We start from the raw sequence: 21,966 nt of genomic DNA on the forward strand, positions 1-21,966 counted from the left end.
GTCTGTGAAACGATTCATTGGGTGCTCCGACGAAACGCCCGGTATCTGGCTGATTGATCGGCGAGGACGTTTCGCCTGTTCCCTGATCCTGCGACCGGCAGTCGCCCGTCACTAGCCCGAAGTGCACTCGCTCTAGCACGATCTGCACCTCGGCCCCTATCGTGAAGCATGGCCGACGAGCCGGTGAGGACCCGCGGGACCGTGCTGCACTTCGTCGAGGGGACGGTGGTGCACGCGGGCACGCACCTGCACGAGAAGGCGCACCCGTTGCACACGCACAGTTTCTTCGAACTGGTGCTCGTCACTGGCGGTGAGGGCGTCCACCACAGCCTCGCCGGACGTCAACGGATCGGGGCCGGTGACGCGATCCTGCTGCGTCCGGGAGTCTGGCACGAGTACGTCGACTGCGAGGCACTCGAGGTGTACAACTGCTGCTTCTCGGCCGACCTCGTCCGCCGGGAACTCGCGTGGGCGCGCGAGGATCCCTTACTGGGTTACCTGTTGTGGACCGGACCTTTCTCCGGGCAACGCCGGGGAATGCTCGCGACCCACCTCGACGCCGCGACCGTGCACGAGGCCGTCGGTCACCTGGACGGATTGCGGCAACTGCGCAACCAGCCGCTGAGCCGGCATCGCGCCGAGGTGATCGGCTGGCTCTCGCTGTACCTGAGTTGCGTCGCGCGCACCGTGGCCGGCAGTGACGAACGGCGCGAGTACACCCACCCCGCCGTTGTCGAAGCGATGCGGATGATGGAGGCCGACCCGGCCCGGCGCTGGACGCTGACCGATCTGGCCGGCGAGCTGCATCTCGCGCCGGGGTACCTGGTCCGGCTGTTCAAGTCGGTGACCGGGCTGCCGCCGATGGCGTACCTGTCGCGGCATCGCGTCGAGCTCGCGGCCGACCGGCTGCTGCACACCGATCTCCCGATCAGCCGGATCGGGGAATCGGTCGGCTGGCCCGACCAGAACTACTTCGCCCGCCGGTTCAAATCGCACTACGGCCTTCCTGCCTCGCTCTACCGAGAACGTTTCAACGCGATCCGGCACAGTCTGCCCGGCCACTGACGAGCAACTCGAGACCGTCCAGGATCCGCTGCAGGCCGAACTCCAGTCCCTGGTTCTCGCTGCCCGCCGACGTACGCATCGCGGCCACCAGGTGCGGGAATCGATCGGCCTCGTCGCGCAGGATCTCGGTCAGTGACTGCTGCAGGTCCTCCTCGGTGAGCCCGGTCGTGTGGCCGGGGAACGTCGCGGACTGCTGGGCGATGTTCCGTATGTGGCTGGTGACGACCAGGATCGAGTCCAGTTGTTCGCCGCCGGTCAGCCCGCTGTCCGCGAGGGTGGCGAGCCCGCGCTCCATCCAGGCCAGCTCGTTGGGGCCCAGCAGACGGCGGCCGATCGTGGACTGCAGCAGCCACGGGTGGCGGGCGAAACCGTCGTACAGGTCCATGGCCCAGGTGTGGAGGGCCTCGCACCAGGGAAGGCCGGGGCGCTCGGGCGGGGCACCCATCGCGAGGTCGCTCATCACCGCGACCAGTTCGGTCTTGCCGGGGACGTGGCGGTAGAGGGCCATCTTGGTGACCGGGAGCTCGCCGGCGATCCGTTGCATGGAGACCGCGTCGAGGCCCTCGGCGTCCGCGATGGCGATCGCGGCCTCGGCGATGGCGGTCAGCGTGATCGCCGGTTTGGGACCGCGCGTGCGCGCCGGTTCCTTGCCCCAGAGCAGCTCGGTCATCGATCGTCCTTTCCTTTCGGCTCGAACTGTGTCTACCATACACTTTAATGTGTCCGCCGGACACAGTTGGGAGCTGAGATGAAGATTCTGGTGTCGGGTGCGAGTGTCGCGGGGCCGTCGGCGGCGCTGTGGCTGGGCCGGGCGGGGCATGACGTGACGGTCGTCGAGATCGCGCCCGCGCTGCGGCAGGGCGGGTACGCCGTGGACTTCCGCGGCGAGGTGTTCACCACGGTGCTGTCGCGGATGGGCGTGCTCGAGGAGCTGCGGTCGCTGCAGACCGGAGGTAACGCGATGCGGTTCGTCGACGAGAAGGGCCGCAAGCTGATGCGGATGCCGGCCGAGTTCGCGGGCGGTGAGCTCGAGGTACTGCGGTCCGACCTGTCCCGGGTGTTGTACGAGCACAGCTGTGCGCAGGCGACGTACCGCTTCGGCGACTCGATCGCCGCGTTGCACGAGGACTCGGGTGGGGTGGACGTGCGGTTCGAGAGCGGGATTGAGGAGACGTACGACCTGGTTGTCGGCGCGGACGGGATGCATTCCGTCGTACGGCGGCTTGCCTGGCCGCAGGAGCAGGTTGTGGAGCGTCACCTGGACTACTACGTGGGCGGGTGGGAGGTACCGAACACGATGGGGATCTCCGGGGACACACTGATGTACAACGTGCCGGGGAAGCTGGCGGGTGTCGGCGGGGACCGTCGTGACCCGTCGCTGGCGCAGACGCTGTTCATGTTCAAGTCGCCGGTCCTGGAGTACGACCGTCGCGATCTGGCTCAGCAGAAGGCGATCCTGCGGGAGCAGTTCAGCGGCCTCGGCTGGCACGTGCCGGCGTTGCTGGAAGCGTTGCCAGCGGCAACGGAGCTGTACTTCGACTCGATCAGCCGGGTGCGCGTGGACCACTGGTCGACCGACCGGATCGTGCTGCTCGGCGACGCGGGGTACGGCGCCACGTTCGGGGCCCTCGGCACCGGTACTGCGGTGGTCGGCGCCTATGTACTTGCGGGCGAGCTGGCGCAGGCGCAGGGCGATCTCCGGACCGCCTTCGAGCGGTACGAGGCGCGGCTGCGGAAGGCCGTGTCGACGACCCAGGACGGCAGCCGCGCCGGCTCGTTCCTGGCGCCGGCCACCCGGTTCGGGATCACGGCGCGGAACAAGATCCTCGACATCCCTTTCTTCATGAACCAGATGCTCAAGATGGCCCAGAACATGAGCGAGCTGATCGAGCTGCCGACGTACCCGATCAGCTCGGCCTCAGGGCAGGAGGGGCAGCTTGAACAAAAGTGACTCCCAGGAGTCGGGCAGCCAGCCCGGGACGCCGAGGACGGCCATGTAGAGCCAGATCGCGACCAGGACGCACAGGAAGAGCGCCACGGTTCCGAGCGCCTTCAGCCAGGCGGGCTGCTTGCCGGTCCAGGCGGTGAGGTCCTTCACCCAGTCCTTGACCCGGTACAGCACCCGCTGCGCCCACTCGAACTCGCTCGCGAGCACCGCGAGACCCGCGATGAACAACGGGATCCCGCCCGGTCCCGGCAACCACCCGGTCAACGGAGCGGCGATGATCAGCAGACCACCGACCACACCCACACCGATCCGGTAAACGAGGTGCTTCCTCGGGTTCGCCCGGATCTTCCGACGCCACTCCCACCGATCGTCCCCCGCATCCAGCGTGACGTTGTGATCGGTGCGGTCGGGACTCTTCTGCTCGGCCACGTTCCCAGCGTACGTGGCGAGGGATGCAGCTTTGTCCGAACGCGTGACAATCAGGCGAGATCCGTTCAGACTGGTCGTCACCTATCGGGGCCTGGTCGGCACTTTTCGTGACTGGCGAGTCTCTGAACCGGGGATGCGATGCCAGGGGGCGGGGACGTGATCCGAGTCGTACTCGGACATCACGGCGCGTTGCTGCGGGGGGCACTGGCGGCCGTGCTGTCACAGGAAGCAGAGGTAGACGTACCGGCTCAAGTCGACACGGCCGGGGAAGTACCAGGGGCTGTGGCGCGCACGCATCCGCACGTGGTGGTGATCGATGCCGAGCTGGCCTGTGAGCTGGCGACCGAGGAGCTGTTCGGTCGGCTGCTCGATGCGGGTGTGCTGATCCTGATCGGCCGGGACGCCGTGAATGCCGCGTGCCTGGAACTCGCCCGAGCCTCACCGCGGGTCGGGTTCATCGGGACGGACGCGTCACCGGCCGAGCTCGTCGAGGCGGTGCGGAGCGTCGCGGACGGCCTGCCCGTGATGGATCCTGTGGTGGCGCTCGCCGCGCTGCGGGCGGTACGCAACCCGCTCACCCCGCGGGAGTGCGAGGTACTGCGGCTGGTGTCGACCGGCGCGACCGCCCAGGAGATCGCGCGCAAGCTGAACCTGACCAGCGGCACGGTCCGCAACTATCTCTCGCACATCCTCGCGAAGGTCGGCGCACGGAGCCGGATCGAGGCGGTACTGAAGGCTCAGGAAGCCGGCTGGATCTGATCCTGGTCACCGTCCCGCGGCGCTTGCCAGTGCCCGAGCAGGTCGCGGTACAGCGGCGAGGTGCGGAGCAGGGTGGTGTGGCGGCCGAGGGACGCGTCGTTCCCGTCCAGGACCAGGATCCGCCGGGCGCGGAGCGCGGAGCTGATCCGGTGGGCGACCACGATCAGGGTTCCGGGACGGGCCGCGAACGCTTCCTCGGCGCGCCGTTCGGCCTCGGGATCGAGGTGACAGGTCGCTTCGTCGAGTACGGCGAGTGGCGCCGGCGACAGGTACGCCCTGACGAGCGCGATCAGCTGCCGCTCACCGGCGGAGAGTTGCGTCGGGCGGACAATAGCGCGGGTCCCGCCGAGCCTGGTCACCAGGGTGCCGGCGCCGACGGCAACGATCGCTCGCTCGATCTGCTGTGGCGTCGCGTCCGGTGCCAGATAGGTGATGTTGTCGGCCACGGTCCCCGAGAAGACGTAGGCCTCCTGGGGGATCAGGACCCGCGTTTTGGCGAGCAGGTCGGCGGACAACTGCTCGGGCTGGACACGGCCCAGCAACACCCGTCCTCCGGTCGGTGCGAGGAGGCCGCAGACGAGACCGGCGAGGGTCGACTTGCCGATGCCGCTCGGACCGACGACGGCCAGGTGATCGCCTTCGGGGACCACGAGATCCAGGTCGCGCAGTACCGGTTCCGCGTGGGCGCCGTACGCGAACGACACCTTGTGCAACCGCGCCTGGTGGTTGCGCGGGACCGCCGCCGGGGCGGGCTTCTCGGCCGGTGGTCCGCTGTCGAGGATCCGGCTGAGCGTGACGACGTACCGCAGGCCGCTGTCGCCGAGGGCAGCCATGACGGTGTTGAGCGCCGGTTGCAGGCCGAGCAGGACGTAGGTCAGGCCGCCGAGCAAGGTGCCGGTGGTGACCCCGCGGCCGAGCAGCCAGGGGCCGGCGGCCAGCAGAATCAGCAGCGGAAGCCAGCCGCCGACCGCGAAGCACAAGGTCCGTAGCGCGGCGACCTTGGCCAGCGCCCGCTCGGCTGCGGCGTGCGCGTCGATCGGCTCCCCGACCAGGTCGGCGGCGAAGTCCTCGGCACCCGCGGCAGTGAGGTCGCGGACTCCGGAGAACGCGGTACCGGCCGACGTGGTCAACTGCTCGTCCGCGGCAAGCGAGCCCTGGACCCGCCGGGCGGCCTTTCCCAGGATCGCCAGCGAGGCCGCGAAGCCGAGCAGGAACGGCGGTACGACGAGCAGCGCGATCACCGGCGCGAGCGACAGCAGACCGGTCAGCACGCCGACCACCGTGACGACGAACGTCCGGACCACCAGGATCAGGCCCGCGTACGTGTCGCGGACGATCTCGACCTGCCGGTTCAGGCGTGACACGGCGCCGTCCGTGCGCTCACCCGCGGCGCCACGACGGAGTGCGCCGCCGACCACGAGCCGGACCAGGTCGTCGCGGACCGGTTCGACCAGGTCGCCGAGACGCCGGTACACCTGGCCGGCACCCAGCGCGCCGAGACCGGCGGCCGCGACGAGGCCGGCGAGCCAGGCCAGTCCCGCCTGGGACCGGCCGGCCAGGAACGCGTCGGTGGCGTGCGCGACGGCGACTCCGTAGCCGGCCGTCGGCACGATCTCCGGAACCGACCAGGCGGCCAGCAGCAACGCCGGGCGCCGCCGGAGCGCCCGCATCCCGTAGCCGAGCTCGCGCCTCATCCGAAGATCTCCCGGTACGCCGCGGCGCGCCAGAGGCGGGTGTGCGGACCGACACCGCGGACCCGTCCGCGATCCAGCCAGATCACGAGGTCGGCGCGGGCCGCGGTCGCCGCGCGGTGGGTGACGATCAGCCGGGTCCGGCGCAGGTTGTCGTCGGTCAGGGTCCGGTTGATCTCCATCTCGGTCGCGGTGTCCAGGCTGGACGTGGCGTCGTCGAGGACGAGCACCCGTTCGGCGTGCCATGCCCGCGCGAGGCCGAGCCGCTGCGCCTCCCCGCCGGACATCGGCGCCTCGGGCAACGGAGTGGCGTAGCCGTCGGGCAGGCGGCTGGCGTAGCGGTGGACGTGTGTGGCACGCGCGGCCGCGAGCATCCGGACGGGCGTGATCAGCCCGGTCGTGATGGCCTCGCCGACGGTCCGGCCGACCAGGACCGGACGCTCGAACGCACAGCCCACGGCGCGGCGCAGCGCTTCCCTCGACAGCGCCCGCAGCGGTACGCCGTCGAGGAGGACCAGCCCGGAGTCCGGATCCCGGAGTCTCGCGGCGGCCGCGGCCAGCACCGACTTGCCGGCGCCGCTCGGGCCGACCACCGCGATCGCGGCCCCGCCCGGGAGGTACAGCGTCACCCGGTCCAGGAGCGTGACGCCCCCGGCCGTGACGGTGACGTCGTCGAACGTCAGCCGCCCCGGACCAGCCGGCAGGGGCAGGCTTCCGTACGCGACCGGTTCGACCGCCAGGACCTCGGCGCACCGCTGGGCGCCCGCTCGCGCACGGGCGATCTCGCCGAGGAGACCGGTCAGACTGCCGAGCCCCGCGCCGATGACGGCGTACTGGGCGGCGGCAAAGAGTTCGCCGGCGGTGATCCGGCCTTCGACCAGCTGCAGGCCGCCGATCGCGAGCACCGCGACAAGGACAAGCGGGCCGACGATCGCGGCTTGCGTACCGGAGCGGGCGAGCACCTGCCAGGTCAGGCGCCCGTGCCGGTGGAGTTCGGGCAACGGATCGAGTACTCGCCGCTCTTCCCGCGCGACCGTTCCGGCAGCGGCGATGGTCCGGATACCGCCCAGAGCCTCGGTCAGCAGCGTGGCGATACGTGCCTGGGTCTCCTGGTAGGACAGGCTGATCTCGGTGGTGCGGCGGGCGAAGACCCACAGAACCGCGACGACCAGCAGTAGGCCGGCGAAGAATGCGGTCGCGAGCCACGGGTCGATCAGTGCCAGCAGAACGAGGCTCCCCGACGGAGGCAGCACGGCCGCCACGGCGGTCACCATAGCGGGACCGGCCTGTGCCGCGTCGCTGGCGCTGCCGGACACCCGGCTGACCAGGTCGCCGGTCTCGAACCGCCGCGTGCCGTCCGGCCCGCCGGTGAGTACCCGCTCGACGAGACGGTGCCGGAGCCAGGCGGTCGTCCCGGCGACACACGCCGTACCTGCGAACGCGTCGACGAGAGCGCCGGCGACACCGAGGCCGATCAGGGCGGCGGCCAGGATCAGCCAGTTGCCCGCCCTGTTGCCGGAGGCAATGGCATCCACTGCGCGGCCGAGGACCGTCGGAAGGGCGAGCGTGACCGCGCTGTCGAGCAGGGCGAAGACCCCGATCAGCGGCAGCCAGCCGCGGCCGTGGCGGGCGACGGCGCCGATCGTCAGGGCCGGCGACGTCATCGGGTCAGCCCGGTGTGAGCACCGAGGAAGGCCAGCATGTCCGCCGCCAGCGCCACGCCACGACTGACCGCCGACGCGCCGTGGCCGGCGCCTTCCTCGTACCGGAGCAGGACCGGCCGCGATCCGGCCGTTGCGTGCTGGAGCGCCGCACACATCTTGCGGGCGTGCAGCGGGTCCACCCGGGTGTCGCCGCCGAAGACCGTGAACAGGACCGCGGGGTAGTCCTTGCCGTCAGCAACGTGATGGTACGGCGAGTACGCCAGGAGGTCCTCGAACTGGGCGGGGTCGGCGGCCGACCCGTACTCGGGGACCCAGGACGCACCGAGACCGAAGTGCTCGTAGCGGACCATGTCCAGCACAGGTGCCGAGCAGACAGCCGCCGCGAACAGTTCGGGACGCTGGGTCAGGGCCGCGCCGACCAGCAGTCCGCCGTTGGACTCGCCGCAGATCCCGAGCTGCTCCGGCGTGGTCCAGCCGTCCGCGATCAGGGTCTCGGCCGCGGCGACGAAATCGTCGAACACGTTCTGCTTGTTGTGCAGCCGGCCGGCCCGGTGCCAGCCGTCGCCCTCCTCGCCGCCGCCACGGAGGTTGGCGGTGACGAACACGCCGCCGGCCTCGATCCAGGCGAGCGTGAAGGCGGAGTACGTCGGCGTCAGCGGCTGACCGAATCCGCCGTACCCGTAGAGGATCGCCGGGCGTGGTTCATGCCGGCCGGGCTGGGCGACCACGACCATGCGGATCGGTGTGCCGTCGGCCGAGCGGTACACGACGTGCCGCGCGCTCAGCCGCGGAACCTCAACGGTCCCGGGCGGCTCGGCCCACACCGCGGTTTCGCCGGTGAGGGCGTCGTACCGATGTACGGTGCCGGGTGTGGCGCTGTCGCTGTAGCTGAACCAGACCTCGTGGCCCCCCTCCGGACGGGCGCTCAGGGAGCCGACCGAGCCGAGGCCGGGCAGTGGCACCTCGCCGAGCCGCTCGCCGGTGTGCAGGTCGTGGACCGCGAGCTCGCCGAGCGCGTGCCGGGTCCGCGCGACGACGAGGAGCGGCCGGGGCAGCTCGGATCCGTCGAGCATCGCGAGCTCGCTCAGCGGCGCTCCGGGGTTCTCACGGATCAGGTCGCGCCACTCCGCCGGTTCCGGCCGGAGCGGATCGCCGACACAGATCCGTCCGGCCGGCGCTCCGAGCGTGGTGACGACGTACAGACGGCCGTCGCGCCCGACGATCAGTGCGCTCCGGGCGTCCACGCCCTCCTGCACGACCGTGAGTTTCGGCCGGTCCGGCACTGACACGTCGGCCAGCCACAGGTCGTTCGCGACACCGGACGCCGCCGAGATGGTCAGCCAGCGTCCGTCGGCGCTCATCTCCAGCCCGTACGACGCCTCGCGGGTCAGCACCGGGGTGTCGTCGGGCCGACCGACCCGGTGCAGGAAGAGTTGCCGGCTCCGGACGAAGTAGAACGAATGCCCGTCGGGGAGCCAGGCGACGGGGGAGTAGCGGCAGCGGTCGATCGGACCGTCCAGCACCTCACCGGTGCCGGTGTCCATGACGTACAAGCTGGATTCCTCGCTGCCGCCCTGCGACAGCTGGAACGCGAGCAGCCGTCCGTCGGGCGACGGTTGCCAGTGGTCGAGGGTCGTCCCACCGGTCGGGTCGAGTTCCATCGGGTCGATCAGCGCCCGGTCCGGCGCGGCGATGTACAGGACCGGGTGGTCCTGGCGAGCGGTCCGGCGCAGGAAGAACTGCTGTCCGCCACGCCACAGCGGCGGTGTCACCATGCCCACGTCGCTGAACGCCGCGACTCGCGTGCGGAAGCGGTAGCGGTTCGGAAGATCGGCGGCATGGCTGAGCCAGAGCTCGTCCTGGGCAGTCTGCCATCGCACGGTCTGCGGGTCGGCCGCGTTCTCCAGCCAGCGGTACGGATCCGGCACAGCACGGCCGTGCAGCCGGTCGACGACCGGCCGGCGTTCGGTGTCGGGATACCTGAGGCCGAGCGTGTGCACCGGGCGCTCCTTCCCCGTCCGGTGCTCCGGATGGGGAGTCGCCTCCATCCGGAGCATCGAACTGCTGCGTGTCAGTGCTGTCACTGCTCTCAGTGGCAAAGCAAGACACTGAGGTTGCTCGGGTGGTGGGAACCACAACCGAGCAGCGTCAAGGTGCTGCCGCCACCGCCACCCCCGTGACCGCCGGGAGCCTGAAGACCCTGAAGGTCGAGAAGTGCCATGTCTACACCTCCTTCCACACACTGGTAGGGCTCGGACTACCTGCCGCGGACGGGTGTCCGAGAAATGGGAGGGCCACCGGCTGCTCGTGCAGCGCCGCGCCCAGAGCCAGGAGGATCCCGGCCGAGCCCGTGGCCAGATCCATCGAGAGACGAAGCAGTTGGTTGCCGGGGAACGCGAGTCCGTCGGCGTACGGCAACGCGTGCCAGGCGAGTCCACGCACCAGGTCATCGGTCGGCCCGCCGGAGTCCACCGCGGCCGCGATGAGGCCGGCGCGGCCCATGAATAGTCCGGGCTGGACGAAGTACCCGCAGCGGGTGACCCGGCGAAGTGCGGTGAGGGCCTCGGCCAGTTCCTCGTCCGGCCGGTGCCGCAGGTAGCGGTCGAGGACGAGTGCGATGCCGGCCGATCCCTCCTCGAAGTACGGCAGTGTCCGCCAGCCCTGGTTGACCTGCAGCATCCCCGAATCGTCACGGCTGCAGCGCCGCAGGTCTTGCCGCAACGCGGTCGCGGCGAGGTCCAGCAGACCGGTGTCCCCGGACCGCTCGTAGGCCCGCAGGAACAGCAACGCCGGCCCTGACGAGCCGAACATCAACCCGGCCCGCGGGTTCGCCTCACCGCTGGTCTCCGGTACGTCGTCCACTCGGCCGAGACGGTCGGCAACCTGATCGATCACCCTGGTCGCCGCCGTGCGGAGTCCGGGCTCGCCAGCGAAATGGAGCAGGTTCAACCCGATTCCGGCGAGCCCGGAGTGCATCCCGAGCTCAGGGGCGGGCAGCGGAGCGGCCAGACCGCGCTCCAGAGCGTCGAGCGCGTCCTGCCGGTAGCCCAGGTCGTCCAGGACGTACGCGACGCCGTGCAGGCCGTCGTACAAGCCGGGGCGGATGGCAGGGTCGACGGCGTGCTTGCGGAGCCAGTCGTCGTACTCCGGGAATCGGCCGGCGCCCGTCCGGTTCAGCGCGTACAGCACTCCGGCCGCGCCGTGCGCGAGACCGACTCCGCCGCCGGGCTGGAACTGGGAGATGTCACCGGGGAAGAGGCGGTCGTCACGTTCCGGTGTGGCGGCGGCCACGATCGCCCGGGTGATCGCCGCTCGTACCTCCGGCCAGCTCGCCCGGCCGGGCACCGGCAGCTCCGCCGGGAACGCGTCGTCGGCACCGGCCGGGCCGGTGATGGTCGCGACCGCTTCGTCGATGGTTGCCTTGGGCACCGGGAAGGCCTCGGTGATGAGCTCGGCCAGGTGCCGGGCCTTGCCCGGATGCAGCGGGACGAGCATCGTTGTCTGGGGTGCGAACAGGCCCAGCGCCAGACAGGCCAGCGCGTACCGGTCGGCCTCGATGCCTTGCCGGTCCGGCGGTGGGACGTACCCGGGGTGGGCGAGCGCCGACCGGGCCTGTTGCTCGGCCAGGGTGGCGACCTCGAAGTCGATCAGCACGGGGTGTTCGTCGGCGTCGATCAGGATGTTGTCCGGATGCAGGTCCCCGAACACCACACCGCGATCGTGCAGGCACTGGATCGCGCGCGTCACCTTGCCGAGCATGCCGAGCGCCCAGTCGGCGTACTCCTGCAGGACTGCCGGCGAGGGATCCGGCCGGGTCAACGGGTAGCGCATCACCACGAGCCGCTGCAACGGGTTCGAGTCGATGAACTCCTGCACCAGGAAGTGGTGCTCGCCGAGGACGAAGTAGTCCTCCAGCGCCGGTACGACGTCCAGCCCGGCCAGCCGTTCCAGGATGGCCCGTTCGTGGTGCATCCGGGTCACCGCGTCCCGGCCGTCGACGTCGAGCCCGGCCAGGGGGCGGCCTTCCTTCAGCACCACCAGGGTCTGGGTTTCGCGGTTCCGGCCCAGGTAGACACCGCCGCCGTTGGAGAACTGGATGACGTTCTCGATCGTGTAGGCGAGGTCGTTGGCGGTCACCGCGTTGCGGGCGGTTAGGTGTGGTTCCAGGAACGGTGGCAGCGTGACCCACTCCGGGGTGGCGAAGACCGGGCCGCGGGTGTCCGGGACGAGCCGGCCGGTCGGGTCCTCGATGGCGAGCACGCGTTCGCCGCTGTCCGACAGACAGTGCCGCTCGGCGAAGGCGCCGTACCGCACGAACAGCGGCCCCTCGGCATAGCGGAGGTCGCTGAGGATGTACGGGCCGCGGATGCCGGTGAGGAGCTCGTCGAGCTCCTTCAGCACGAGCTCGAACTCCGAGAGGTCGGCCGGGTAGACGGTGAGGAGCTTCCCGCTCGACCCGCGGAACGCGGACTTGGAGTTCATCATCACCAGGACGGCTTCGCTGCGCAGGTACTTGAACGGGATGCCGCGCGGCACGCAGTACTCCCAGACCGCGGCCATCGTCCGCTCGGCGTCCTCGAGACAGGACGAGACGTGGATCTTCCAGCCCTGGGACGGTAACGCCAGACCACGGGGCGCGTAGTGCATCCAGATCTCGCCGGCCTCGTGGTCCCAGCCGTCCGGCACGGGCCGGGCGCAGAGGGGGAAGTCCGGGTGCTCGGTACCTTCTGTGGGCCGGTCGTAGAAGAACCGGTCGGACAGACAGTAGAGCTCGTACTGCTCCATGCCCACCCCCAGCCGTCGGATGCCTCCTCGTCATCCTGGTAACTCAGGTCCGTCCGGCGTAGTGAATGGCGTCATGAATGTGCGATGACGAGTGCGTGGCACTACTCACGCGTATGTCACGACATGATCGGTCGCGGGTGGTGTGGGGTGGGCTGCTGTGGGTCGATCGTCAGACGCTGGCGGGGTTGCCGAATTCCCAGTGCCAGGGCTCTTCGCGGTTGCCGCCCTGGTCGGCCCAGGCGGGGTGCAGCCAGCCGTACGACGGGGCGTGGGACTTCATCCACTGGTATTGGGTGGTGTTGAACTTGTCGATGCCGCCGCAGAGGTCGACCGCGACGCCCCAGCCGTGGTTGGAGGTACCGGGCAGGGCGGCGAGCGACGGCTTGCGCTGGTACAGGCTGACCTGAGAACCGTACGAGCGGTACGAGTCGGTGATGCACAGCGACTTCCCGAACTGGCCGCGGTAGGCCGCGGCGAGCTTCAGGTACGCCGCGGCGGCGTCGCACCGGAGCATGTGGCCGGAACCGATCGCGCACAGCTTGCTCGCCGGGATCAGGCCGTTGCTGAAACCGCCCCAGCCCGTGCTCGCGGAACCGGTCGCCAGGAACGGCATCGGGTTCACCGGGTCTCCGCCGAGCCGGACCTCGAAGTGCAGGTGCGGACCGGTCGAGTTGCCTTCGGTGCCCACGGCACCGATCTGCTGACCGGCCTTCACCTGCTGGCCGTCCGTGACGTCGACCCGGCTCAGGTGGGCGTACAGCGTTTCCAGACCGTTGCCATGGTCGATCCGCACCAGGTTGCCCGCCCATGCGGGCCGTTCGACGCGGACGACGCCGGAGGTGACGGCGCGGACCGTCGTACCGATGGCGGCGGGGAAGTCCTGGCCGGTGTGGATCCCGGTCGCCCACATCGATCCGGACTGGCCGAAGGGCGTACCGATCTCGTAGGCGCCGTCGGGCAGCGGCCACGACCAGGAGCCCGAGCCGACGTCGTACGACGTGGCGGTGTTCCCGCAGCGGAACGCGTAGGCGTCCGACGTCGCCACCGGTGCGACCTGCGGCTTGGCCGGTGGGCCGAGGGTCGGGCGGAGTACGGCGAACAGGTTGTCGGGGACCGTGGTGACGACGACCGAGCCCTTCGACTCGTCCGCGGCGATCATCTCGCCGTTGTCGAGCGCGATGCCGATGTGGACGAGGCCGAGGGACTTGCTGCCCATGACGAGCAGGTCGCCGGGCTGGACCTGCGCGGTGGGCACGGCCTGGTAGTCCGGGTACACCTTGCCCACCAGGTTCGGAAGGGTCGTGTACGGCTGCCACGCGACGCGGGCCGCGCCGAGGCATCCGTACTTGTCCGGTCCGGTCGCCGCCACGCCGTACGGCTTGCCGACCAGGCTGAACGCCTGGTTGACCGCACGGATCGTTTCCGTCGACATGACCCGCACCGTGCGACCGGCGACAGTCACGGCCGCGACGCCGGGCACAGCCGCGCCGCGCCGGGTCAACGGGGCCAGGCCGGAGGGCAGCTTGCTGGGGTTCTTGAGTACGGCGGCTGCCGGGGGAGTGACCTTGGTCGCGGCGAGCTCGGTCAGGTACGTCTGCCAGCGGGCGAATGCCTGCTGGTTGCGCGCCTGCTGGAGCTGCTTCGACAGCGCCGAGGCCACGTCGAGGTCGGCCGTCTGGTCAGCCATCGCCGCCGAGGCGTCAGCGGCCTTCTGCTGCACCTGCTTGCTGAGCTCCTGCGCCTTGGCGGCTGCCTCGTTGGCGACCGTGCGCTTGCTGGTGGCGTCCGCCTTGAGCCGGTGCGACTCGGACTCGGCGGCCATCGCGCGCTGGTACTGCGAGACCTGGGTGCTGCCCAACTGGGTGATCGCGGTCTGCCGGTCGGCGATCTCCTGCAGGTTCTCGGCGATCGGCGCGAGCGACCAGAGCATCGACTCGGTGCCCATCACGGTCGGGATGCCGAGCTGGTACGCCTGCGCGGTGATCACACCGAGCCGCCGGCGCTCCTCGTCGGCCTTGCCCTTGGAGGTGGCCGCGGTGGCTTCCGCCTTCTTCGCGGCCGCCTCCGCCGCCTGGGCCTGCTTGAGCGCGTTCGTGTAGGCGATCGTGGCCTTCGCGAAGTCGGCCTGGACGGCGGCAGCCTCCGCCTGGAGCTGCTCGAGCGAACGGTTCACGTCGGTGACGGACGCCGGCGGCGGCGTGGTCGTGGAGGGCGTGGGATCGGCGTACGCCGGCACGGCAACCGCCGCCAGCACTGTGCCGAGTGCCGCGAACCGCAGCCCCCGGCGCCTACCCAGCTTCATACGTCCCCCATGGAATTCGCCTCACGCGCGTGCCCCAGGGTAGGCGCCGTACGGGTCCTGACGAAACCCTCACTGGCCTGACCTACTAAAGTTCGGTCCATGGCCTCGCACTTTGACGTTGTTGTCCTCGGCGCCGGTCCCGGCGGGTACGTCGCGGCGATCCGCGCCGCCCAGCTCGGGCTCAAGACCGCCATCATCGAGAAGAAGTACTGGGGCGGTGTCTGCCTGAACGTGGGCTGCATCCCGTCCAAGGCGCTGCTGCGGAACGCGGAGCTGTCGCACATCTTCCGGACGGAGGCGAAGACCTTCGGCATCAGCGGCGAGGTGACCTTCGACTTCCCCGCCGCGGTCCAGCGCAGCCGGAAGGTCGCGGACGGCCGGGTCAAGGGCGTCCACTTCCTGATGAAGAAGAACAACATCACCGAGTTCGACGGCTGGGGCTCGTTCACCGACGCGAACACCCTCGACGTGACGCTGAACGACGGCTCCTCGGAGACGGTCACGTTCGGCTCCTGCATCGTGGCGACCGGCGCGACCACCAAGCTGCTGCCGGGCACCCAGCTGAGCGACCGCGTGGTGACCTACGAGGAGCAGATCCTCACCGAGGAGCTGCCGGGCTCGATCGTGATCGCCGGCGCGGGCGCGATCGGCGTCGAGTTCGCGTACGTCCTGGCGAACTACGGCGTGAAGGTGACGATCGTCGAGTTCCTCGACCGGATGGTGCCGCTGGAGGACCCGGAGGTCTCCAAGGAGCTCGCCCGGGCGTACAAGAAGCTCGGCGTCGACGTGCTGACCTCGACCCGGGTGGACTCGATCGACGACTCCGGCGACAAGGTCAAGGTCACGGTCACCGGCAAGGACGGCAACCAGCAGACCATCGAGGCCGACAAGGTCCTGCAGGCGATCGGCTTCCAGCCGCGCGTGGACGGCTACGGCCTGGACAAGATCGGCGTCCAGCTCACCGAGCGCGGCGCCATCGGCATCGACGGCTTCTGCCGGACGAACGTGCCGAACATCTTCGCGATCGGCGACGTGACCGCGAAGCTGATGCTCGCGCACGCGGCCGAGGCGATGGGCGTGATCGCGGCCGAGACGATCGCCGGGCACGAGACGATGGAGCTCGACTACGCGATGATCCCGCGGGCGACGTTCTGCCAGCCGCAGATCGCCAGCTTCGGGTACACCGAGGAAGAGGCCCGCAAGCTCGGCCACGACGTGAAGGTCGCGAAGTTCCCGTTCACCGCGAACGGCAAGGCCCACGGCCTCGGCGACGCCACCGGCTTCGTGAAGGTGATCAGCGACAGCAAGTACGGCGAGCTGCTCGGCGCGCACCTGATCGGCCCGGAGGTCACCGAGCTCCTGCCCGAGCTCACCCTCGCGCAGAAGTGGGACCTCACCACCAAGGAGCTGGCCCGCAACGTCCACGCTCACCCCACCCTGAGCGAAGCGCTCCAGGAGGCCTTCCACGGCCTCGAAGGCCACATGATCAACTTCTGAGCTGGAGTGGGGAGGATTTCGTGCCGTTCTGGGTACGAATTCCTCCCCAAGTTCAGCTGCTCGGGTCAGGCCACGGCGGTCGCCTCGAGCTCTACGAGTTGACCGGGTACGGCCAGCCGGGTCACCCCGAGCATCGTGGTGGCAGGTGCTATGCCGGCGGCGCCCAATCGTGCCGCCAGTACGCCGTAGTGCGGGAAGAGCTGGTCGACGTCGGTGGTGTAGACGTTCAGGCGGACGAGGTTTGCGAGGGACATGCCGGCCTCGGTGAGTACGGCCTCCAGGTTGTCGACGCTCAACGCGAGTTGCGCCGGCAGGTCGCCTTCGTGTTCGGGCTTGCCGTCTGCGTTCATCGCGGTCTGTCCGGAGCAGTACAGGGTCCGGGTGTGCCCTGAGACCAGTTCGCCCTGGTTGAAGCCCAGCCCCAGGGACCACGGCACGGGATTGATGGCGGTTCGTTCGATCGTCATGCCGGCGAGCCTGCCAAGAAATCACGACATCCTCCGTCAGGTAATGTTTTGGGATGCGTGCCGACCGGTTGGTCTCGATGGTGCTGCTGCTGCGTCAGCGGGGCCGGCTGACCGCGGACGTGCTCGCCCGCGAGCTGGAGGTCTCGACCCGCACGGTGCTGCGTGACATCGAGGCGCTGTCCGCGGCGGGCGTCCCGGTGTACGCCGAACGCGGCCGGCATGGTGGGTTCGCGTTGCTGCCCGGGTTCCGGACCGAGCTGACCGGGTTGAATCACGACGAGGCGCTGGCGTTGCTCACCGCCGGATCGGGGCGCGGTGAGCAGGTGTTCGGCCTCAGTTCGGCGCTCGCCTCGGCCATGCGCAAGGTCGTCGACGCGCTCCCCGAAAGTCATCGCACCACTGCGAGCGAGGCGGCCCAGCGGATCCTCGTCGACCCGGAGACGGACCTGCTGTCCCGCCGGCTGGTCACGAAGGAGGTCTCCGACGCGACCATGCTCGAGGTCCGGCGCGCGGTGCTGGCGGGCCACAGATTACGCATCCACTACGCGGCCACTGGTAAAGAGCCCCATTGGCGCACGGTGGACCCGATCGGCCTGGTCACCGTACGGGACCGGGGCTATCTGCTGGCCAGAAGATCCGGCGCGGATCGTACCTACCGACTGTCCCGGCTGCTCGCCGCCGAGGAACTCCGCGAACCGGCAGCGCGACCGAGCCGCGTCGACCTGGACCGCATCTGGCGCGACCGGGCCGCCCAGTTCCTGTCCGTTGGTCACCTCACCGTGCTGGTCCGGGTGAACCCGTCGCGGCGCGAGGACCTGCTGAACGCCGCCGTAGCGGTCCGGGCCGAAGTCCCCGACCCGGACGGCTGGCTTCGGCTCGAGGTCACCTTCCAGGACTCCTGGCACGCCGAATGGGCCCTGTGGCAACTCGGCACCAGCGCCGAAGCCCTCGCCCCACAGTCGCTACGCACCGCTATCCATCACCGAGCCAGCACACTGGCCGAGCACTACGCCGGTTCCTGAGAGGTTGTTCGGGCCAGCCCGCACGAGGTCCGATCTGCACGTGGACAGGAGGTGTCGAGCGGTCGGGTAGTGCACTTGAGCGTGAAGGTGTCCGCGTGTACAGCGTCTCGCGGGTGCACTACCTGTCGAGCTCGCACATCGCTCGGGCACGCCCGCCGTCGCAGGCTCAGCGCTCGGTCGGATCGCCGAGTACGGGTTTCACGTCGACGACCGGGGTGCCGTCGAGGGCTTCGAGGTGGTTGACCTGGATCCGGAGGCCGTCGATCGCGAGCACCGCGACCCGGTGCAGACCGAGCGGATTCGGCCGGTCGGGTGAGCGGGTGCTGAAGACGCCCGTCGGTGGACGCGACTCGTCGCCCCTCGGGTGGACCGTCTGCACGGTGCGGTCCGCTCGGTCGAACCAGGTAATGAGGATGAGCTCGTCACCCGCGCGGACGTCGGCGAGGGCTGCGCGGACGGATTCGTCGAAGTCGATCCAGGCGTCGGGGGCACCCTCGTCGCCCTGGCGCGGCGCATCGGCGCGCGAGGCGAGGGGCGATTCGACGTACCCGATCGGGTGGACGACGAAGCCGTCGGGAGCCGGCGTCATCGCGGATACCTGTAGACGGACTGGAGGGGCTCGCCCGGGGTGTGGATGTGGAAGGCCAGGCCGGGGTGGGCTGTGGGGTCCACGACGGAGCCGGTGCCGGGTTCGAAGGGGAGGGGGACGGTGGAGCGAATGCCGGGGGCGCCGAGGACGGGATGGCCGGCGAAGGTGGTGACGATCGCGTTGTGCACGTGGCCGGTGAGGATCGCGGTGATCGGTTTGCCGGTCAGGACCTCGGCGAGCGGTGCGCGGTCCTCGAGCTGCCACTGGTCCATGACCGGATGGTGCAACTGGAGCGGTGGGTGATGCATCGCGACGAAGACCGGTCCATCGAAGGGTTCCCGCAGTACGCCGTCGAGCCAGGCCAGCGAGTCCGCCGACAGCAGACCGTGGTCCGCGCCGGGCACCGTGCTGTCCACGAGGACGAAGCGCGCGGATCCGACGTCGCGCACCTGGTGGACCGGGTGGCCGCCGCCGGGAGAGTCCACGAAGGACGCGAGCCCTTTTCGCAGTGGCTCGCCGACGTCGTGGTTGCCGGGCAGCACGAGCACCGGCACCTCGAACGCCAGTTCCCCGGCCAGTTCGTCGTACTCGGACGCGAGCCCGTGATCGGCGAGATCCCCGCTGACCAGTACGACGTCCACCGCTGACGCCTGGACGTACGACGTGATCTTCCGGAGCCGCGAGCGCGCCTCCTCGGTTCCATCGAGATGCGGGTCACTGAGATGCGCGATCACGTACATAGCGGCACATTAACCGCAGAAGCCCGGCGGCAGTGCACCACAGGGGACCAGCCCGCCGCGCTCCAGCACCGGCCGCGCCTCGGTGGAGCGCAGGTAGTCCAGGAACGCCGCGGTCAGGGACTTCGCCTCAGGCGCCCCGTAGGTGTAGGCGTGCTCGACCTCCCAGAACTTGTACGAGCGGTCCGCCACCTTCGAGGTGTCTGGTACGACGTCGTCGATCGTCGCCGCCGCGATACCCGGGAACTTCCGGGCGCTGCCGAGTTCGGCGTACCCGATCGCGCCGTCGATCTCGTTCACCCGGGTGAGCAACTCGTCCGTCGTACCGACCTCACAGCGGTGGTACTTCGCGACAGCGTCGTCGTCGCTGCGGCAGTCGTCGGAGGTGATGCCTAGCTCCTGGCTGCCGCCGAGGACCTTCTCGCGGAACACGAGCCGTGAACCGGAGTCGGGCCCGACCCGGCTCACCATCCGGATCGGCAGGTCCTTGCCGCCCAGTTGCTTCCAGTTGGTGACCTTGCCGCTGTAGATGTCGCGGAGCTGTGCCGTGGTCAGGCCCGTGAGATCGGCCGCTCGGTTGACGACGACCGCGAACACGACGACCGCAACCGCCTCGCCGCCGAGATTCGGAGCGTCCTCGGCCGGTCCGTCCGACATCGCGATCACCTTGCCCGCCGCGGCCGGGTCTTGCCTGCCCAGGGCGCCCAGGTCGCGGACGCCGCTGCGGCTGCCGTTCGCCGCGATCGTGATGTCGGCCTCCGAGCACTCGCTCGCGTACGCGCTGCGCAGCTCGGTCATGGTCCGCTCGACCGCAGTCGAGCCGATCACCCGCAGCTGGCCCGACCGGCAGTCGTCCGGCGGCTGCAGGACGTCGACGAGGAAGAACGCGACGAGGGCGCCGACCAGCACCAGCGTCGTCGCCCCGAACATCAACGTACGGCGACCCGGTCCACGCGGCCGCGGCTCGTGATACACGCCGCCGTTCGCACCGCCGGCCAGGTACCCCGAGTGCTTGACCTCCTTGCCCTTCCCGGACAGCACGAGCAGGAACTTGAAGTGGTCGCCGCGGTTGATCGCGAGCTTCGGCACGGTGAGCGTGTCGGTGTCGACGTACTCGGCGGGCTTCATCCGGCCCTCGATCAGGCCGCCGAGCGTGTCCGGGTGCGACTCGACCACCTTCATCCGGACGATGCTGCGGCCGGGGAAGGTGAACTGCACCATGCCCTGCATGTCCCGGGGCTCGATGTCGGTGCCGGCGTTGTCCAGCCGGAGCAGCACGATGCTCGGGTCCTGGACCACCTGGCCCTGGTGCCGGACCTCGACGTCGACCATCTCCCGGGCACGGTTCTGCCGCGGGTGCACCCCGATCTGCGCGTCCACCTGGACCCGGTACACGAGGCGTTTGCGGCGCCACAGGTACCGGTCGAGCAGCCAGATGATCGAGGTCCCGATCAGTGTGACGGCGGCGATCACCGTCTCGATGTTGATGCTGCCGAAACCCGAGAAATCGAACAACGTGCCCCCACTTCCGCGTACACCGAACGCTAGTGGCCGGTGGTGAACGCCCGCTTACGGCGCGATGACGGGCGGGGTGCCGACTTGGCCGGGTGCGGCCGGTCTGGGAGATTGGCGGCATGGCTGAACAGGTGGACGTGGTCGTCGTCGGGCTCGGAGTCGGCGGGGAGGAGACGGCCGGCCGGCTGGCGCAGGCCGGTCTGCGGGTGGTCGGCATCGAGTCGAGGCTGGTCGGCGGCGAGTGCCCGTACTACGGGTGCATTCCGAGCAAGATGATGATCCGGGCGGCGAACCTGATCGCCGAGACCCGCCGCGTCGACGGCATCGCCGGTTCGGCGACCGTGGAGCCGGACTGGACGCCGGTGGCGAAGCGGATCCGCGAGGAGGCGACCGACACCTGGAACGACCAGGTCGCCGTCGACCGCCTGGTGAACAAGGGCGCGACCGTGATCAAGGACGTCGCCACGATCACCGGCCCGGGCACGGTCCGCGCCGGCGACCGCGAGTTCGAGGCGGCCCGCGGCATCGTGATCGCGACCGGGACGGTGCCGTCCGTCCCGCCGATCGAGGGGCTCGCCGGTACGCCGTACTGGACGAACCGGGAGGCGATCGAGGCCGAGACGCTGCCCGCGTCGCTGGTGGTGCTGGGCGGCGGCGCGATCGGGATGGAGCTCGCGCAGGTGTTCGCGCGCTTCGGCGTCGCGGTGACCGTCGTGGAGGGTGCGCCCGAGGTCCTGCCGATGGAGGAGCCGGAGTCGGGTGTGCTCGCGCGTGAGGCGCTGGAGCGCGACGGCGTGACGTTCCGCCTCGGCGCACACGCCCAGAAGGTCGGGTACGCCGGTGACACCTTCACCGTGACGCTCCCGGACGGGTCGACGGCGACCGGCGAGAAGTTGCTGGTGGCAACGGGACGCCGGGTGGCGACCGCGGACCTCGGCGTCGACAAGCTCGGTCTGGACCCGGCGGCGCGCCGGATCGAGGTCGACGAGCACGTCCGCGCGGGCGACAAGGTCTGGGCGGTCGGTGACGTCACGGGCGTGGGCGCGTTCACCCACAACGCCATGTACCAGGCCGACATCGCGGTCCGCGACATCCTGCAGGAGCCGGACGCGCCGACCGCGAGCTACCAGGCGATGCCGCGCGTCACGTTCACCGACCCGGAGATCGGCGGCGTCGGACTGACCGAGAAGCAGGCCCGGGACGCGGGCCTGAACGTGCGGGTCGGGTCGACGCCGATCCCCTCCTCGACGCGCGGCTGGATCCACAAGGCCGGCAACGAGGGCTTCATCAAGGTCGTGATGGACGCGGACCGTGGCGTGCTGGTCGGGGCGACGAGCGCCGGCCCGACGGGTGGCGAGGTGCTCAGCGCGCTGGCGGTCGCGGTGCACGCCGCCGTACCGGTGAACACGCTGCGTCAGATGATCTACGCGTACCCGACGTTCCACCGCGCGATCGGTGAGGCCCTGAAGGCGCTGTAGTCCACAGTGAGAACGCTT

Annotated in this window: 18 protein-coding genes; 6 read left to right on the top strand and 12 right to left on the bottom strand. The window is 70.0% G+C overall.

Annotation, left to right across the window (positions count from 1 at the left end):
- The first annotated feature begins 168 nt into the window (after nt 1–168).
- Nucleotides 169–1,065 (top strand): helix-turn-helix transcriptional regulator, encoded by an 897-nt coding sequence (locus BJY22_RS26135; RefSeq protein WP_167211426.1) that lies wholly within the window; start codon nt 169–171, stop codon nt 1,063–1,065.
- Here BJY22_RS26135 and BJY22_RS26140 read toward each other — a convergent pair.
- Nucleotides 1,031–1,735 (bottom strand): TetR/AcrR family transcriptional regulator, encoded by a 705-nt coding sequence (locus tag BJY22_RS26140; protein WP_167211429.1) that lies wholly within the window; start codon nt 1,733–1,735, stop codon nt 1,031–1,033. The genes BJY22_RS26135 and BJY22_RS26140 overlap by 35 nt on opposite strands.
- A 78-nt stretch (nt 1,736–1,813) precedes the next feature.
- Here BJY22_RS26140 and BJY22_RS26145 point away from each other — a divergent pair, with 78 nt between their 5' ends.
- The gene (locus BJY22_RS26145; protein ID WP_167211433.1) at nt 1,814–3,016 is read left to right on the top strand and encodes an FAD-dependent monooxygenase; all 1,203 of its coding nucleotides are present in this window, start codon (nt 1,814–1,816) and stop codon (nt 3,014–3,016) included.
- Here the strand turns inward: BJY22_RS26145 and BJY22_RS26150 are convergent.
- Entirely contained in the window at nt 2,984–3,442 is a 459-nt protein-coding gene (locus BJY22_RS26150) for a PGPGW domain-containing protein (protein WP_337759092.1), read from the bottom strand. The genes BJY22_RS26145 and BJY22_RS26150 overlap by 33 nt on opposite strands.
- Before the next feature lie 156 nt (nt 3,443–3,598).
- On the opposite strand from BJY22_RS26150, the gene BJY22_RS26155 reads away from it, so the two are divergent.
- Complete coding sequence (locus BJY22_RS26155) at nt 3,599–4,201, top strand: response regulator transcription factor (protein WP_337759093.1); 603 nt, start codon at nt 3,599–3,601, stop codon at nt 4,199–4,201.
- Here the strand turns inward: BJY22_RS26155 and BJY22_RS26160 are convergent.
- The 6 genes from BJY22_RS26160 to BJY22_RS26185 form a co-directional block, all read right to left on the bottom strand.
- Nucleotides 4,180–5,895, bottom strand: a complete 1,716-nt coding sequence (locus BJY22_RS26160) for an ATP-binding cassette domain-containing protein (protein ID WP_167211438.1) — start codon at nt 5,893–5,895, stop codon at nt 4,180–4,182. The two genes, BJY22_RS26155 and BJY22_RS26160, sit on opposite strands and share 22 nt — an antisense overlap.
- Nucleotides 5,892–7,556 carry an ABC transporter ATP-binding protein gene (locus BJY22_RS26165; RefSeq protein WP_167211441.1) on the bottom strand — a complete coding sequence of 555 codons (1,665 nt, stop codon included), beginning with the start codon at nt 7,554–7,556 and terminating at the stop codon, nt 5,892–5,894. The genes BJY22_RS26160 and BJY22_RS26165 overlap by 4 nt, the downstream gene beginning before the upstream one ends.
- Nucleotides 7,553–9,604 carry a prolyl oligopeptidase family serine peptidase gene (locus tag BJY22_RS26170; RefSeq protein ID WP_167211444.1) on the bottom strand — a complete coding sequence of 684 codons (2,052 nt, stop codon included), beginning with the start codon at nt 9,602–9,604 and terminating at the stop codon, nt 7,553–7,555. The genes BJY22_RS26165 and BJY22_RS26170 overlap by 4 nt, the downstream gene beginning before the upstream one ends.
- Nucleotides 9,605–9,645: 41 nt before the next feature.
- A complete protein-coding gene (locus tag BJY22_RS26175) occupies nt 9,646–9,777 on the bottom strand; it encodes a SapB/AmfS family lanthipeptide (RefSeq protein ID WP_167211446.1) in 132 nt (43 codons plus the stop codon).
- A 2-nt stretch (nt 9,778–9,779) separates the two neighbouring features.
- The gene (gene lanKC / locus BJY22_RS26180; protein ID WP_167211449.1) at nt 9,780–12,341 is read right to left on the bottom strand and encodes a class III lanthionine synthetase LanKC; all 2,562 of its coding nucleotides are present in this window, start codon (nt 12,339–12,341) and stop codon (nt 9,780–9,782) included.
- A gap of 169 nt (nt 12,342–12,510) precedes the next feature.
- Entirely contained in the window at nt 12,511–14,643 is a 2,133-nt protein-coding gene (locus BJY22_RS26185; RefSeq protein WP_167211452.1) for a peptidoglycan DD-metalloendopeptidase family protein, read from the bottom strand.
- A 99-nt stretch (nt 14,644–14,742) separates the two neighbouring features.
- Between BJY22_RS26185 and lpdA the strand changes: the two genes are divergently transcribed.
- Entirely contained in the window at nt 14,743–16,140 is a 1,398-nt protein-coding gene (lpdA, locus tag BJY22_RS26190; protein WP_167211455.1) for a dihydrolipoyl dehydrogenase, read from the top strand.
- Nucleotides 16,141–16,205: 65 nt separating this feature from the next.
- On the opposite strand, the gene BJY22_RS26195 is transcribed toward lpdA, so the two are convergent.
- Nucleotides 16,206–16,601, bottom strand: a complete 396-nt coding sequence (locus tag BJY22_RS26195) for a RidA family protein (RefSeq protein ID WP_337759835.1) — start codon at nt 16,599–16,601, stop codon at nt 16,206–16,208.
- 59 nt (nt 16,602–16,660) lie between these two features.
- Here BJY22_RS26195 and BJY22_RS26200 point away from each other — a divergent pair, with 59 nt between their 5' ends.
- Nucleotides 16,661–17,629: a helix-turn-helix transcriptional regulator gene (locus BJY22_RS26200; protein WP_167211461.1), complete on the top strand. Its 969-nt coding sequence runs from the start codon at nt 16,661–16,663 to the stop codon at nt 17,627–17,629.
- A 166-nt stretch (nt 17,630–17,795) separates the two neighbouring features.
- Here the strand turns inward: BJY22_RS26200 and tsaA are convergent, their stop codons facing one another.
- Genes tsaA through BJY22_RS26215 form a run of 3 tightly spaced genes read right to left on the bottom strand, consistent with a single transcriptional unit; the run spans nt 17,796 to nt 20,470 of the window.
- Entirely contained in the window at nt 17,796–18,218 is a 423-nt protein-coding gene (gene tsaA, locus BJY22_RS26205) for a tRNA (N6-threonylcarbamoyladenosine(37)-N6)-methyltransferase TrmO (RefSeq protein ID WP_167211464.1), read from the bottom strand.
- A complete protein-coding gene (locus BJY22_RS26210) occupies nt 18,215–18,958 on the bottom strand; it encodes a metallophosphoesterase (RefSeq protein ID WP_167211467.1) in 744 nt (247 codons plus the stop codon). The genes tsaA and BJY22_RS26210 overlap by 4 nt, the downstream gene beginning before the upstream one ends.
- 9 nt (nt 18,959–18,967) lie before the next feature.
- Entirely contained in the window at nt 18,968–20,470 is a 1,503-nt protein-coding gene (locus tag BJY22_RS26215) for a PstS family phosphate ABC transporter substrate-binding protein (protein WP_167211471.1), read from the bottom strand.
- Nucleotides 20,471–20,589: 119 nt separating this feature from the next.
- Between BJY22_RS26215 and BJY22_RS26220 the strand changes: the two genes are divergently transcribed.
- Entirely contained in the window at nt 20,590–21,948 is a 1,359-nt protein-coding gene (locus BJY22_RS26220) for a dihydrolipoyl dehydrogenase family protein (RefSeq protein ID WP_167211474.1), read from the top strand.
- Nucleotides 21,949–21,966 lie beyond the last annotated feature (18 nt).

This window comes from Kribbella shirazensis, assembly GCF_011761605.1.
GTDB lineage: Bacteria > Actinomycetota > Actinomycetes > Propionibacteriales > Kribbellaceae > Kribbella > Kribbella shirazensis.

What these genes read in the sequence shown, in the direction of transcription:
- BJY22_RS26135 (WP_167211426.1), top strand. Translation starts at nt 169, where the DNA reads ATGGCCGACGAGCCGGTGAGGACCCGCGGGACCGTGCTGCACTTCGTC.
- BJY22_RS26140 (WP_167211429.1), bottom strand. Translation starts at nt 1,735, where the DNA reads ATGACCGAGCTGCTCTGGGGCAAGGAACCGGCGCGCACGCGCGGTCCC.
- BJY22_RS26145 (WP_167211433.1), top strand. Translation starts at nt 1,814, where the DNA reads ATGAAGATTCTGGTGTCGGGTGCGAGTGTCGCGGGGCCGTCGGCGGCG.
- BJY22_RS26160 (WP_167211438.1), bottom strand. Translation starts at nt 5,895, where the DNA reads ATGAGGCGCGAGCTCGGCTACGGGATGCGGGCGCTCCGGCGGCGCCCG.
- BJY22_RS26165 (WP_167211441.1), bottom strand. Translation starts at nt 7,556, where the DNA reads ATGACGTCGCCGGCCCTGACGATCGGCGCCGTCGCCCGCCACGGCCGC.
- BJY22_RS26170 (WP_167211444.1), bottom strand. Translation starts at nt 9,604, where the DNA reads ATGGAGGCGACTCCCCATCCGGAGCACCGGACGGGGAAGGAGCGCCCG.
- BJY22_RS26175 (WP_167211446.1), bottom strand. Translation starts at nt 9,777, where the DNA reads ATGGCACTTCTCGACCTTCAGGGTCTTCAGGCTCCCGGCGGTCACGGG.
- lanKC (WP_167211449.1), bottom strand. Translation starts at nt 12,341, where the DNA reads ATGGAGCAGTACGAGCTCTACTGTCTGTCCGACCGGTTCTTCTACGAC.
- BJY22_RS26185 (WP_167211452.1), bottom strand. Translation starts at nt 14,643, where the DNA reads ATGAAGCTGGGTAGGCGCCGGGGGCTGCGGTTCGCGGCACTCGGCACA.
- lpdA (WP_167211455.1), top strand. Translation starts at nt 14,743, where the DNA reads ATGGCCTCGCACTTTGACGTTGTTGTCCTCGGCGCCGGTCCCGGCGGG.
- BJY22_RS26200 (WP_167211461.1), top strand. Translation starts at nt 16,661, where the DNA reads ATGCGTGCCGACCGGTTGGTCTCGATGGTGCTGCTGCTGCGTCAGCGG.
- tsaA (WP_167211464.1), bottom strand. Translation starts at nt 18,218, where the DNA reads ATGACGCCGGCTCCCGACGGCTTCGTCGTCCACCCGATCGGGTACGTC.
- BJY22_RS26210 (WP_167211467.1), bottom strand. Translation starts at nt 18,958, where the DNA reads ATGTACGTGATCGCGCATCTCAGTGACCCGCATCTCGATGGAACCGAG.
- BJY22_RS26220 (WP_167211474.1), top strand. Translation starts at nt 20,590, where the DNA reads ATGGCTGAACAGGTGGACGTGGTCGTCGTCGGGCTCGGAGTCGGCGGG.